Annotated in this window: 12 protein-coding genes; 8 read left to right on the top strand and 4 right to left on the bottom strand. The window is 29.7% G+C overall.

Going from position 1 to position 14,657, the window contains the following annotated elements; genetic code table 11:
* Positions 1–950: 950 nt before the first annotated feature.
* Together glmS and VLK81_RS09345 are read left to right on the top strand one after the other, a co-directional pair.
* On the top strand, positions 951–2,777 hold the full coding sequence (gene glmS, locus VLK81_RS09350) for a glutamine--fructose-6-phosphate transaminase (isomerizing) (RefSeq protein ID WP_324620378.1): 1,827 nt from the start codon (positions 951–953) through the stop codon (positions 2,775–2,777).
* A 375-nt stretch (positions 2,778–3,152) separates the two neighbouring features.
* Positions 3,153–4,469, top strand: a complete 1,317-nt coding sequence (locus VLK81_RS09345; RefSeq protein WP_324620377.1) for a YjiH family protein — start codon at positions 3,153–3,155, stop codon at positions 4,467–4,469.
* A gap of 33 nt (positions 4,470–4,502) precedes the next feature.
* On the opposite strand, the gene VLK81_RS09340 is transcribed toward VLK81_RS09345, so the two are convergent.
* The 4 genes from VLK81_RS09340 to hcp form a co-directional block, all read right to left on the bottom strand.
* Positions 4,503–5,459, bottom strand: a complete 957-nt coding sequence (locus VLK81_RS09340; RefSeq protein ID WP_324620376.1) for a hypothetical protein — start codon at positions 5,457–5,459, stop codon at positions 4,503–4,505.
* Between the two features lie 113 nt (positions 5,460–5,572).
* Positions 5,573–6,523 (bottom strand): hypothetical protein, encoded by a 951-nt coding sequence (locus VLK81_RS09335; protein WP_324620375.1) that lies wholly within the window; start codon positions 6,521–6,523, stop codon positions 5,573–5,575.
* A gap of 469 nt (positions 6,524–6,992) precedes the next feature.
* Positions 6,993–7,097 carry a DUF1858 domain-containing protein gene (locus tag VLK81_RS09330; protein ID WP_324620374.1) on the bottom strand — a complete coding sequence of 35 codons (105 nt, stop codon included), beginning with the start codon at positions 7,095–7,097 and terminating at the stop codon, positions 6,993–6,995.
* Positions 7,063–8,817: a hydroxylamine reductase gene (gene hcp / locus VLK81_RS09325; RefSeq protein WP_324620519.1), complete on the bottom strand. Its 1,755-nt coding sequence runs from the start codon at positions 8,815–8,817 to the stop codon at positions 7,063–7,065. Before hcp ends, VLK81_RS09330 begins: the two co-directional genes overlap by 35 nt.
* Before the next feature lie 225 nt (positions 8,818–9,042).
* Between hcp and argF the strand changes: the two genes are divergently transcribed.
* From argF to arsM, 6 genes are all read left to right on the top strand, one after another.
* Positions 9,043–10,035 (top strand): ornithine carbamoyltransferase, encoded by a 993-nt coding sequence (gene argF / locus VLK81_RS09320; RefSeq protein WP_324620373.1) that lies wholly within the window; start codon positions 9,043–9,045, stop codon positions 10,033–10,035.
* A gap of 103 nt (positions 10,036–10,138) precedes the next feature.
* Positions 10,139–12,172 carry a urocanate hydratase gene (locus VLK81_RS09315; protein ID WP_324620372.1) on the top strand — a complete coding sequence of 678 codons (2,034 nt, stop codon included), beginning with the start codon at positions 10,139–10,141 and terminating at the stop codon, positions 12,170–12,172.
* A 228-nt stretch (positions 12,173–12,400) separates the two neighbouring features.
* Complete coding sequence (locus tag VLK81_RS09310; RefSeq protein WP_324620371.1) at positions 12,401–12,880, top strand: epoxyqueuosine reductase QueH; 480 nt, start codon at positions 12,401–12,403, stop codon at positions 12,878–12,880.
* A 49-nt stretch (positions 12,881–12,929) separates the two neighbouring features.
* Positions 12,930–13,034: an epoxyqueuosine reductase QueH gene (locus VLK81_RS09305; RefSeq protein WP_324620517.1), complete on the top strand. Its 105-nt coding sequence runs from the start codon at positions 12,930–12,932 to the stop codon at positions 13,032–13,034.
* 225 nt (positions 13,035–13,259) lie between these two features.
* Positions 13,260–13,607, top strand: coding sequence for a phage holin family protein (locus VLK81_RS09300; RefSeq protein WP_324620370.1), 348 nt, complete (start codon positions 13,260–13,262; stop codon positions 13,605–13,607).
* A 137-nt stretch (positions 13,608–13,744) separates the two neighbouring features.
* Positions 13,745–14,512: an arsenite methyltransferase gene (gene arsM / locus VLK81_RS09295; protein ID WP_324620369.1), complete on the top strand. Its 768-nt coding sequence runs from the start codon at positions 13,745–13,747 to the stop codon at positions 14,510–14,512.
* Positions 14,513–14,657 lie beyond the last annotated feature (145 nt).

The following is a 14,657-nucleotide window of genomic DNA, read 5'->3' as shown; positions in this document are numbered from 1 at the left end:
AAATTTAAAGTTTCTGATTTTAGAAATTTTCTATATTTTTTTTTGATCATAAACTTTATTTTTTCTTTTTTTCCGATTTTCTTTTTCTTCTCTTTTACAAATAATTTATGAAGATCGTGCTTTGATTAAAAATTCAACCCTTCATTTGCTAGATTAGTATTTAAAGATACTTAAATCATACTATGTTGCACTTATTTGTATAGTAATAGGCGGCTTATTAAAAACTTTATGAAATTTCTAAAATTCTCCTTTATCTGAAAAACCCCATACTCATCATTAGTTTTTTTAATAAGATTACTTAAAGTCAATTAGCTTCCGAACTTCCCAAGGAATAAATTGACTTTTGCTTTAATAAAAGCATATCCTAGAAGAAATATATTTAGGTTCTTTATGCCTATCTTAAATACTATTAGCACATTCTTTTACTTACAAAACACCTATATAAAAATAGACTAGACTTTTAGTATTTAAGAAGTATTCCTTCTTAATATTATTATACCCAGTTAATGTGGTTTCAAACATTTTTTTAAACTTTTTTTATGTTTTTTTATGATTTTACATAAAATGGCTAAATATAGCCGTTTAAGCTTAAATATAATTTTAAAATTTTTCTAAAAATCTTTTCTAATACTAAATTTTATATAAAATTTACATTTACAAGGATAGGATATTTTAAGAAATATAAAATTTATTTTTTAAAATATTTTTTCAATCAAAAAAATTAACTAATTCTAGTAATTTTTGACATTAATTGATATTTTTAATATAATTGAAAAGCTAAGATAAGCGCCTGGTCCCTAAGTGGATGACGAGGATAGGAGTTATCGAAAAATTCGGCGGATGCTCCTAAGGCAAGCGATGCCTAAATTTGACTACAAAAAATAGAAGTAATTTTATTACAAAAAGTCATTATCGTAATTTTATTAACCTCTTAGCAAATTGGAGGATTTATGTGCGGAATAACAGGATATATTGGGAAAAATAATGGGGTAGAGAAAGTTTTAGAAGGACTTTCAAAACTAGAGTACAGAGGCTATGATTCAGCAGGACTTGCTGCCATAGATAATGGAAAACTTAATATAGTAAAGACTAAGGGTAGACTAAAAGAGTTAGAAAAATTAGTTTTAGAGGGAAAAGTCGAAGGAAATGTAGTTATAGGACACACTAGGTGGGCAACTCATGGAGTTCCTTCTGGAGCAAATTCTCATCCTCATACAAGTATGGATGGGAAAATTGCCGTTGTTCACAATGGAATTATAGAAAATTTTAGGAAAATAAAGGATAGCCTTTTAGAAAAAGGATATGTATTTAAGTCTGAAACAGATTCTGAAGTTATAGGTCATCTTATTTCTTATTATTATGATGAAAATAAAGACCCTCTTTTAGCTATAAAAAAAGCATTTGATTCTTTGGAAGGATCTTATGCCTGTCTTATAATTTTTTTAGATCATGCAGATAAAATATTTGCAGTAAAAAAGGATTCTCCCTTAGTTATTGGAGTTGGGGGGGAGGAAGTATATTTAGCTTCCGATCCAGCTGCTTTTATAAAATACACTAAGAATATTATTTACCTAGAAAATAATGAAATAGCGACTCTAGGATCTGATGAGATTAAAATCTTCAATATGGATTTGGAAAAAGTAGACTGCAAGGTAGAAAAGTCAAATTTAAATGAAGACTCTGCTTCAAAAGAAGGTTTTGAAACTTTCACTTTAAAGGAAATTTACGAGCAGCCTAAGGTGTGTATGGATACACTTAATAGTAAATTAGAAAATGGAGATATTGTCTACGAAGACTTTCCTTTTACAAAAGAGGAATTATCTAAAATAAATAAGATTTACACTATTGGATGCGGAACTGCCTTCTATGCAGGAATTAATTTTTCTTATCTTGCAAAGAAAATGCTAGGAATTGAAAGTTTTGAAATTCTTTCATCAGAATTTAGGTATGATCTTCCTAACCTAGACGAAAATTCATTAATAGTTGCAGTTAGTCAGTCTGGAGAAACAGCAGATACTCTTGCAGCCCTTAAAGAAGCTAGAAAAATGGGTGCAAAAATAGTAGCTATAACTAATGTTTTAGCTTCTGCTATAACAAGACTTTCTGACTACTCTATTTATACCTTGGCTGGACCTGAAATAGGTGTTTGCTCAACTAAAGCCTACACAAGTCAGCTAATGGCAATTTATGAGTTTATTTTATATTTGGCAAAAGCTACTGGTAAAATTGACGAAAGCAAATTTAAGGAATATATAGAAGAGCTTAAATCAATTCCTGAAAAACAGAAAAAAATATTGGATGATGTAGGGATATATGAAGAAATAGCTAATGTTATTAAAGAAAAAAGTTCTGCATTTTATATTGGAAGGCTAATTGATTATAAAACAGCTATGGAAGGAGCTTTAAAGTTAAAAGAAATTTCCTATATCCATACTGAAGCTTTTCCTGCAGGAGAATTAAAACATGGATCTATTGCTCTTATAGAAGAAAAAACTCCAGTTATAGCAGTCCTTACCCAAGAAGAAGTATTTGAAAAAACCCTATCCAATCTTGAGGAGGTAAAGGCAAGGGGAGCTGTAACTATTGGAATTTACTCTGAAATATTTAGGGGAAAAGATAAGACTGATTTTTCTATATTTGTTCCAGAAACCTACAAGGTATTTTATCCAATTTTAACAGCTATTTCTGTTCAGCTTATAGCATATAATACGGCAAAAGCTTTAAATAGAGACGTTGATAAGCCAAGAAATTTAGCAAAATCAGTTACAGTAGAATAAATTTAATAAAGAGTTTTAAAAATTAATATGCTTAAACCCTCATAAAAGAAAATCTAGATTAAAGGTAATTTTTCTATTTTAAATTTTATTATTTTATAATCACTTGTTTATTTCAATATTTAAAGAAGGATTAAAAAGAATATTATAAAATTAGAAAAAGTACTTTTATAAATAGATATATTCTAAGAATGAGGGTTTTATTTTTTTGAAAAATTAAAGAGTTTTTTATAGCTCTTTTTTATTTTAGCTAAACACTAAGTAATATTTTACTTTAAATCTGGTTTAATTTACTAAAATATGATATACTACATATTAGACAATAGTTAAGATACTTAGCTAAAGTCAAAATTAATATTTTATTAAAGGAGGATAGTAATGGAAAAAACAAAAATGAAGAACTATAATTCCAAGGATGTAGCCTTATTTTTACTCTATGCCCTATTTGGAATATTTATGTTTTTCATACCTATCACAATTGGAGGAAAGAGTACAATTCCTATCGACCACATAACAAATTTTGTTAAAAAAATTCCTAATTATAATTTTATTTTTGGTATTTTTATGGTAGTAGCAGGAGTCGTTTACGCTTTTAAAACAAAAGGCTGGCAGGGATCTACTCTAAACAAAGTATTTTTTGGGCTTAAACTTACAAGTATTATTTTCTTATTTATGTATGTTACAAAACTAGGTCCAGAAAAGTTCTTTGAAAAAGGAATGTTACCTTTAATCTGGAATGGAATTATGGTTTCAGTTACTACAATTGTACCAATAGGATCTGTATTTTTAGCTTTCTTAACAGGTTTTGGACTTATGGAATTTATTGGTGTATTTATGGAACCTGTAATGAGACCAATTTTTAAAACTCCAGGCAAATCTGCAGTTGACGCAGTTGCATCTTTCGTAGGATCATATTCACTTGCCCTACTTATTACAAATAGAGTTTACAAGGAAGATTTCTACACTAAGAAAGAAGCAGCTATTATTGCAACTGGTTTTTCTACAGTTTCAGCAACATTTATGGTAATTGTTGCCAATACCTTAGACTTAATGGGACACTGGTTAGCTTATTTCTGGATAACACTAATTGTAACATTTTTAGTAACAGCTATTACAGCTAGAATTTTCCCTCTTTCTAAAAAAGAAGAAGTATATTATTCAGGAAAATTAAAGGAAAAAGATAAGAAGGCAAAAGTTAATTTTTCTGATGCAGCAGATGCTGGTATGACAGCTTTTAAAAAATCAAAACCACTTCCAGAAGTTATAAAATCTAATTTTATTGATGGATTTAAAATGGCACTAAATATCGCTCCATCATTACTTGGAATAGGTATGATAGGTTTAATACTTGCAACATATACACCTATATTTGACATAATAGGATATATTTTCTATCCATTTACCCTAATTACAAGAATTCCTGAACCTATGATAACAGCTAAGGCTCTTGCACTATCTATAGCTGAAATGCTTCTACCAGCGCCAATAGTTGCTGGAGAAGGATTCTCTATAATTACAAGAATGCTTGTTGCAGTAGTTTCAGTTTCTGAAATACTATTTTTCTCAGCATCAATTCCTTGTATAATGGGTACTGAAATTCCAATTAAATTTACAGACTATATTTTAATTTGGATAGAAAGAGTAATTTTAAGTATTCTTATTGCAGCTCCTATTATTTGGATATTCTTTAGATAATAAAAAATGGGGCATTTAATTGCCCCATTTTTTTTAATTGTTTTTAAGCCTTTCAAATTCACTCTCTTCTAATTTTTCTCTACGAGAATTATATATCTCATCATCAAAAGTAAAGATAAAACCTCCATATCCTTTAAATTTATAAATATTAAGGTCTTTACCCATTGAAAATAGTTCAGGAAATCTTTCTTTTAAAACTCCCTCTAAGGTCATTGCATTTGCTACTTGTCCATTTATTAGATATGGATAGATGACCCTTACATTTTTTTCATCTTCATTTGTTATTTCAGTCACTATATATAGACATACTTCATCATTTCCATTTTTAACTGGAATAGCCTTAGCCTCTTTGAGTTTACTATTTTCTTCTATTATCTTTTTTTCAATCTCTTTGTCATTTAATATCTTTTCATTTTCCTTTAAAATAGCAAGATCTATATAAAAATCAGTTTCTGGTCTTTCTACATTTACATCAAAATCTTTAATCTTATCTTCTATTTTTTTATCTCTATAAGATTCATCTAGCTCTTCAAAAGATCTAAAACTAAGCTCCTTATTTTCCCCAACAAGAATATCACCTATGGCTTCTTTGCCTGAGTCAATTATATATTTTTTTCCATCTATTGATTTATAGTCAGAATCAAATTTAAAATCTGCTTCATGAGAGACGGTAAAATCATAGGATCCATCATTTTTTCTTTCAGCAAATAGGAAAGAATCGAGATTGTCATCTCTATAGATTGTAAAAACAAATCTTTCAAATTTTCCATCTTTGTTAAATGATGGGATAATTTCTTTGAGATTTGTATTTAATCCCCAAGAAGTTGACTCTTCCTTAAATCCAATTACATATTTATAAGCCTCTGGAATAACATTTTCCTTCTCTTTATTAAGATCTATATTTTCTTTAACACATGAAGTTAGTATGAAAATAAAAGATAAGAGGAGAATATATTTTATTTTTCTAAAATCTAAGATACCACGCATCAAAAACGTACCCCCTTCCTACAAAATTTTTAAAATTAGCATTCCAACCATCACAAACTCTATAATATTCCCAACTTCCACTTTTACCATACCCAACTGCAAAAACTCCGTGCCAATTATAATCTCTTTTTTTTTACATCTTTTGCACCAGGCCTTAAAGTTACTACAAGTGGATTACTATTATTTATGTTTCTTTTTATAAAATCTTCGAGACCATATAAAACTTTAACATCCTCACCGGCCGGCATTGTTAGGCCATAATCTCTTAAATATTTTTTTGTACCATCTTTTGCTAATGCTGCAACACTACCATCTATCACCGGAATTCTAGGAATACAATTATCTAAAGCTCTAAAAGCTTCTGTATAACCATCTCTATAAATAATATTATCTACACCTCTTCTTGTTTTCCAATATCTTAATAAATTCAGACTAGCAAGAGGAACACAAAAGTTCTCACTGTTATCTGATGTAAATTGCTTCATAGTTAATGGTAAAAAGTTATATCTTAAACCTCCTGTAGCTGATGGATTGCCATATAAGTTTTTAACTGTTAAATCATAATCTGAGTTAGCTCTAAGTTGATTAGAGGATTTTTTATTAGCTATATTTTCTTCAACTACATATTTAAATTCTTCATTATAACGTTTAATTCGTTGAATTTCTGCACTTTCATTTATATCATTTATTTTTAATAAACTAGAATTATAGAATAAATCGAATCCAACTTTTATTAATTTACTCTTTTCAAGTTCTTTCGGTATTTTATCATATTTTCCAGTGTATGAAAATTGTTCTAGATCGAAATTATTATCTAAAATATTTATGATAATATAACCTTTTTCTTCCCCATCTTTAGTTAAGTTACAGATTGCACCATTTAAATTGTTATCAAAATCAAAAGTAGGTACAATATCCTTATTTAGTTCATCTAAAACCCAACCATTTTCTTCATTTGCCAAACTATTTATGACTTGATTAAAATAATCGTCTAAGTCCAAATTATCGGCAAAAGATGATCCAAGAAGTAAAAAAGTAATTAAAATCATGTAAACAAATTTTTTCATAGCTTTACCCTCCTCAAATAATATAATAAATAACAAAGCTAGCTTTTGTAATTTATCTTAATAATATCATTTATAGAAAATTTAGATCCTAATATTATAAAATCAAAATAATTTGATAAATTAGAAATAATTTTAAAGTGACATCATGTAAATACGTTTTTCATAGCTTTACCCTCCTCAAATAATTTAATTTAAAAGATAGCTAGCTTTTATTATTTATCCTAATAATATTATACCACGAATACCTGGGACCTAATCTTACAATTTCATTACAATTTTAATATATAGAGTTTTTTCAATTTATTATCATAATTAATAAAATTAATTTTCATAAATATATTTTGAAATTAGATATTTTTAAAATCTAATAAAAATCCCCTCCTTACTCTAGTTTGTGTAAGGAGGGGACTAGCTAATATATTTATTATTTTATTTTGAGCTATAGACTAAAAATTAATAAACAAAGATTTTAGTCATTTAATTTTTGTAAAAGTTCTTCTGTATTAACTCCATGAACAGCTGCTGCCTCTTCGATAGTTTCATTTTGAGATGAAGGGCATCCTAGGCAGTGCATTCCTATTTCCATAAGGACATTTGCTTTTTGAGGTCTTTTTTTCTAGGACTTCTTTTATTATTGTATCTCCTGTAAAGACAAATTTTGTTTTATCTCTATCTGGGAAAAAGTAGTCTAGGTCTTCTTCTACTGTAGCTATTCCTTTGATTCCAAAATTATCTACCAAAACATTTAATACTCCATCTGAAAGAAATTCTGGTAGACTTGGTCCAAGGTGGATATTTTTTATTCCGATTGAAAGTAGGGCAAGTAGAACTATAACAGCTTTTTGTTCATACCAGGCTATATTATATATTATTGGTAGGTCATTTATATCATCTAAACCCATAACTTCTTGAAGCTTAAGAGCTATGACAGCTAAGGAGTAGGAGTCGTTACACTGCCCAGCATCTAATACTCTTGGGATTCCTGCTACTGAACCTAGGTTAATCTTATTGTACCTATATTTAGCACAACCAGCTGTTAAGATTATAGTATCTTGTGGAAGTTTTTCAGCAAATTCAGTATAATAATTTCTTGAATTTTTTCTTCCATCGCAGCCTGCCATTACTACAAATTTTTTAATATCTCCATTTTTCACAGCTTCTGCTATTTTATCGCTAAGTGCAACTACACTAGTATGAGCGAAGCCACCGGTTATATATCCTCTTTCAATTTCGGTAGGTGGTTTAGTATTTTTAGCCATTTCAATAATTTCTGAAAAATCTTTTACTTTACCATCTTTAGCTTCTATATGTTTACATCCAGGAAATCCTGCAGGACCTGTTGTAAAAATTCTATCTTTGTAGGATTCTTTTGGAGGAACAATGCAGTTACTAGTCATAAGTATTGGTCCGTTAAAAAGTTCAAACTCATCTTTTTGATTATGCCAGCTTCCCCCGTAGTTTCCAACAAAGTGTTCATATTTTTTTAATTTAGGATAGTAGTTTGCAGGAAGCATTTCTGAGTGAGTATATACATCAACCCCAGTATTTTCTGTTTGTTCAAGTAAAAGCTCCATATCTTTAAGGTCGTGACCTGAAATTAAAATAGCTGGATTATTTCTTGTGCCAACATTTACTCTAGTAATCTCAGGATCTCCATAGTTAGAAATGTTTGCTTCATCTAGTAAAGCCATAGTTCTTACTCCAAAAGTTCCAGTTTTAAGAACTAGGTTGGTTAGATATTCTTTAGATAGGTCAGTTTTCATTATTTCACATAAAGCTATAGCTAAAAATTCATATATTTCTCTATCTTCAAATTTTAGAACTTCTGCATGGTGTAAATAAGCAGCCATTCCCTTTAAACCAAAAAGAATTAAGTCCTTTAGGGATTTTATGTCTTTATCTTCATTAGAAGAATGTAAATTATTTGATTTTTCGATTAATTTTTCTTCACTTTCTTCGCTATATAGGACATAAGGAGGAAGAAAGTCTTTGTTTTCTAATTTTTTTAAAAGCTTATCTTTTAAATTTATTGTTTTTTTAACTTCTTCTAAAATAAATTTAGAATCAAAGTTGGCATTTGTTATAGATAAAAATAAGTTATTTGTTATTATTCTGTAGTTTGAGAGATCTAGCTTTTCTCCTTTAGCTTTTAAAGCATTTAAAACATAGGCTAAAGATTTCGTAGAATATATTAGCAGGTCTTGAATGTTACTGGTGTCACTTGTCTTTCCGCAAACTCCTGTTTGGGTGCAGCCTCTAGCTTTAACAGTTTCCTCACACTGATTACAAAACATTTTTTCCATAATTTCCTCCTATATGATAAATTTATATTCTTTTTATACAATTATATTTTATCACATTTAGATATGAATAAAAGTATTTTATTTTATTTAAAATTGAAGTAAATATAATAGAAAAAATAACAAGATAACAATGTAAGTACCATTTGAAAACTATTTCAACAATCTATAATTTATGTTATAATAAAAATATAAAAATAAATTAAAGGGGTGTTTACAATGGGAATTAATTTAAGAGGAAGAAGTTTTTTAAAACTTCTTGATTTTACTACTGAAGAAGTTAGATACTTATTAGACCTTTCAAAAGATTTCAAATCTATGAAAAGAGCAGGTACAGAACACAAGTACCTTTCTGGAAGAAATATGGTTTTATTATTTGAAAAAACTTCTACTAGAACTAGATGTTCATTTGAAGTTGCTGGTAATGATTTAGGTTTAGGAGTTACTTATCTTGAACCAGGTACTAGCCAAATGGGTAAAAAGGAATCTATTAAAGATACTGCTAGAGTTTTAGGTAGAATGTATGATTGTATTGAATATAGAGGATTTAGCCAAAAAACTGTAGAAGAATTAGCAGAATATTCTGGAGTACCTGTATTTAATGGTCTAACTGATGAGTTCCACCCAACTCAAATGCTTGCTGACCTACTAACAATTGAAGAACATTTTGGTTACTTAAAGGGATTAAATTTTATTTACGCTGGAGATGCAAGAAACAATGTAGCTAACTCACTTATGATAGCTTGTGCAAAGATGGGCTTAAACTTTACAGCTGCTTCTCCAAAGGAACTTTTCCCTTCAGAAGAATTAGTTAAAGAAGCTAAGAAAATTGCTGAAATTACTGGCTCAAAAATTACATTAGAATCTGACCCTATGAAAGCTACAAAAGATGCAAATATTATCTATACAGATATTTGGGTATCTATGGGCGAACCAGATGAAATTTGGGAACAAAGAATTAATCAATTAAAAGCTTACCAAGTAAATCAAAAGATGATAGATAATGCAGCAGAAGATGTAATTTTCTTACACTGCCTACCATCATTCCACGATAGAAACACTACTATTGGAGAAGATATTTATAAGAAATTTGGCATTGGAGAAATGGAAGTTACTGATGAAGTTTTCGAATCTCACAGATCACTTGTTTTCGACCAAGCTGAAAATAGAATGCACACTATAAAGGCAGTTGTTTACGCATTTACAAAATAATTTTAGATAAAAGGGCGGATAGCTGCCTTTTTATTAGAAAAGTGTGTAAACGTTTATATAATAAATAATTATAAATATAATTCTTTTTATAAAGGGGGAAAAGATGATTACAAATAAAGAGATACAAGGTGCTATGACAATCAAATTAGACGATGTTCTTCCAGAGTATCCTAAGTTCCAAAAGGGGATAAGAAGAGCACCAAGAAGAGAATGTCATCTTAGAAAAAACGAAGTTGAATTAGCTCTTAGAAATGCTTTAAGATACATTCCTGAAAAGTTCCATAAGGAAATGGCAAAAGAATTTTTAGAAGAACTTAAAGAACATGGAAAGATTTATGGATATAGATTTAGACCTGAAGGACCAATTGTTGGAAAACCAATTGATGAATACAAGTCAAATTGTATAGAAGGTAAGGCTTTCCAAGTAATGATTGACAACAATCTTGACTTCGATGTTGCTCTTTATCCTTATGAACTTGTAACTTATGGTGAAACTGGATCAGTTTGCCAAAACTGGATGCAATATAGATTAATTAAAAAATATCTTGAAAGACTAGATCATAAGTCAACTTTAGTTTTATATTCAGGACACCCTGTTGGACTTTTCAACTCAAAAGAAGAAGCTCCAAGAGTTATCATAACAAATGGACTTATGGTTGGCTTATTTGATAATTTACACGAATTCAATAGAGCATCAGCACTAGGCGTTGCAAACTATGGCCAAATGACTGCTGGCGGATGGATGTATATTGGACCTCAAGGTATAGTTCATGGAACTTATAACACCTTATTAAATGCTGGAAGATTAAAACTTGGTATTCCAAATGATGGAAACTTAAAGGGAAAACTATTTGTTTCTTCAGGACTTGGAGGAATGAGTGGTGCTCAAGGAAAAGCTTCTAATATAGCAGGTGGTGTTTCTATAATAGCAGAAGTTGATAAATCAAGAATCGATACCCGCTTTGAACAAGGCTGGGTTGATGAAGTTTGTGAATCAGCTGAAGAAGCTTTTGCTGAAGCTAAAAAATATATGGAAAAAGAAGAAGCTAGAGCTATTGCTTACCATGGAAATATTGTAGATTTATTAAAATATGCTGTAGATAATAATATTGAAATTCCACTTTGCTCTGACCAAACTTCTTGCCACGAACCATATACTGGTGGATATTGTCCACAAGGAATTGATTTTGAAGAAAGAACTAGACTATTAGCAGAAGATCCTGAAAAGTTTAGAAAGCTAGTAGACGAAAGTTTAAGAAAACACTTTGAACTTATTAAAACTCTAGTTGATAGGGGAACTTACTTCTTTGACTATGGTAACTCATTTATGAAGGCTGTTTTTGATGCTGGAGTTAAAGAAATTTCTAAAAATGGAATAGATGAACACGATGGATTTATTTGGCCATCTTATGTTGAAGATATTCTTGGACCAAGACTATTTGACTTTGGATATGGCCCATTCAGATGGGTTTGCCTAAGTGGTAAAGACGAAGATTTAAGAAAAACTGATATGGCAGCTATGGACTGCATTGATCCAGATAGAAGATATCAAGATAGAGATAACTGGATTTGGATTAGAGATGCAGAAAAGAATAAATTAGTTGTCGGAACTAAGGCTAGAATTTTATACCAAGATGCTTTTGGTAGAAGAAAGATTGCACTTAAATTTAATGAAATGGTTAGAAATGGTGAAATTGGCCCTGTAATGATGGGTAGAGATCACCACGATACAGGCGGTACTGACTCTCCATTTAGAGAAACTTCAAATATTAAAGACGGTTCAAATATAATGGCTGACCAAGCAACTCAAATTTTTGCAGGTAACTGTGCAAGAGGTATGAGTTTAGTAGCTCTTCACAATGGTGGAGGAGTTGGTATTGGCAAGTCTATAAATGGTGGATTTGGCTGCGTATTAGACGGATCTGAAAGAATTGACAAGATTTTAAAAACTGCAATGCTTTGGGACGTTATGGGAGGAGTTGCTAGAAGAGCTTGGGCAAGAAATGAAAATGCTCTTTCAACTTCTATGGAATACAATGAATTAATGAGTGAAACAGACCACATAACTCTTCCATATATAGCTGATGATAGCGTTATAGAAGAAGCTATGAAAGGTTATAGTGACGAGTTAAAATAAAACTCTTAAAAGAGTTTTACTCTGGAATTTAAAATAATAATTTTTATCGGCATAGGGTATTATCCTTGTGCCGATTTTTTTATTATAAGAAAAAGTATTTAATATGTTTTATTTTTGGAGAACAAGTCTAGGTGATTTTTTTAAGTTTTGATTTCAATTATATAACTATCTTTAAAATCAAATGACTTTGGGATATAATTATTTTAGAATTTAATTTTGAGGTAGAAAATGAATAAAATTAATTATCAGAAAATAATGGAAGATGAGATAAAAAATATTTCAGGAGAGAAAAAAAAACTACTTCTTCACAGCTGCTGCGGACCATGCTCCAGCTATGTTATTAGCTATTTAAAAGATTATTTTGACCTAGCTATTTATTTTTATAATCCAAATATTCATCCTAAGGAAGAATATTATAAAAGATTAGACGCTCAGAAAAAAATAATCTCTAAATTTGAAGGGGTGGGCTTAATAGCAGAGGATTATAAGCCAAATGAATTTTTCTCTTTCACTTATGACTATAAGGATGAAAAAGAGGGCGGAGCTAGGTGTGCTAAATGTTTTGAGCTAAGACTTAAGAAGCTTCAAGAAAAAGCAGATAAGCTAGGATTTGACTATTTTACTACAACCCTTACAGTCTCTCCCCACAAGGATTCTCAGCTAATAAATAAAATTGCTAGAGAAATAGAAGAAGAAAAAAAAAGATAGAAAGGCTAGCTATCTTTTCTCAGATTTTAAAAAGAAAAATGGCTATAAAATTTCCATAGATCTTTCAAAAAAGTATGATCTTTATAGGCAGGATTACTGCGGATGTATATATTCTCTTAGGGATAAAGAAGATGAAACTAGCAGAAAAATTTAGAAAGAAACTAATAAATTTAATAAACTGGATAAAATAATAAATATTATTAATTCTACAATTAAATTTCCTAATTTATGTTTAAAATAGATTAAGCTGGGTATATAATAGTTAAGGGCATTATAACCCTTAAAGAAATATTACTTTGGCATTTTTAATGTTACTGTATTATTTCGGAGATATTATATAATAATATATTTTATCAAATTTAAATTAGGAGGAATTATTATGGAAAAGAAAACAGGTATAGTTGGATTAATTTTAAGACTAGTTGTATCAATGATAGTTGTTGCTGTTACAACATTTTTAGTTCCAGGAATGTCAAACTCTGGCGGATTTGGAACACTTGCAATAGCAGCTATAGCTATAGCAATCATTCAACACCTACTTGCTAGTATATTTGGATTATCTAGAGCTGCAAAAGGTTTAAGTGGATTTTTAGTTACAGCCCTTATTTTATATTTAGCAGGTAAGTTTGTAAGTGGATTTAATGTTTCTGTAATTGGAGCATTAATCGGTGGACTTTTATTTGGTGTTGTAGATGCTATAATCCCTGGAGACAAACTTCACGATTAATAGTAGTTTAATTAGACCTAGGTTATATCCTAGGTCTTTTATCTTAAAGAATAAGCATTATTAATAAAATCAAGATTAGAATTTGTTTTTTATAAGTAAATATATGAAATATTTTAAAAAGGAGCTTATTAAAAATTATGGCAAAATTAGAGAAGGAAAAAATAGATAAGTCAGTTAAAGAATTTTATTCAGATGTAGCTGATGGAAATGAAACTATAAAGATTGACTCTGTTAAACTAAGCGAGTCTATTGGATACTCTAAGGAAGACTTAGAAAATATCCCAGAGGAAGCAAATCTTGGACTTGGCTGTGGGAATCCCTTAATAGATGGAAAACCTATGGAAGGAGAGACTGTCTTAGACTTAGGATGCGGCAAGGGAATGGATGTATTTAATACAGCTAAAAAAGTTGGAAGTAGCGGACTTGTAATTGGAGTAGATATGACTCCTCAAATGATAGAAACTGCTAGGAAAATTGCTAAGGGCAGAAAATTTACTAATACAGATTTTAGATTAGGAGAGATTGAACATCTTCCAGTTGCTGATAATTCTATTGATTTAGTAATAAGTAACTGCGTAATTAATTTATCGACAGATAAAAAAGCTGTATATAGTGAAATTTATAGAGTTCTTAAACCAGGTGGAAGAATCTCTATCGCTGATATTGTCCATATAAAAGAAATACCAGATTCTGTTTTAAATAATCCTAAAATGTATGGAACCTGCGTTGCTGGAGCTGGAAGCTGTGAATATAGAGAAAATCTTTTAAAAGAAATTGGTTTTAAAAATATAGAAGTTAGGCTAAAACCAGCATCTAAAGAGTATGTCAAGAAGTGGGGAATAGATGAAATTCCTCTAGAAGAATATATTTCATCTTCTATAACAGTTGCATATAAGGGAAAATAGATAGACTAAGCTCATATTAATTATTATTTTTAATATTTATCTTAAATCAAACGCCCTCTACTGTATAAGAGTAGGAGGGCGTTTTTTAATATAAGTTACCATTTATATTCTATTAAATGTATTTTTAAAATGGCAAGACATTTAA

Source organism: Citroniella saccharovorans (assembly GCF_035481615.1).
GTDB classification, from domain to species: Bacteria; Bacillota; Clostridia; order Tissierellales; family Peptoniphilaceae; genus Citroniella; species Citroniella saccharovorans.
Note: the sequence above shows the minus strand (reverse complement) of the source record. Positions and strands in the feature narration are given on the sequence as shown.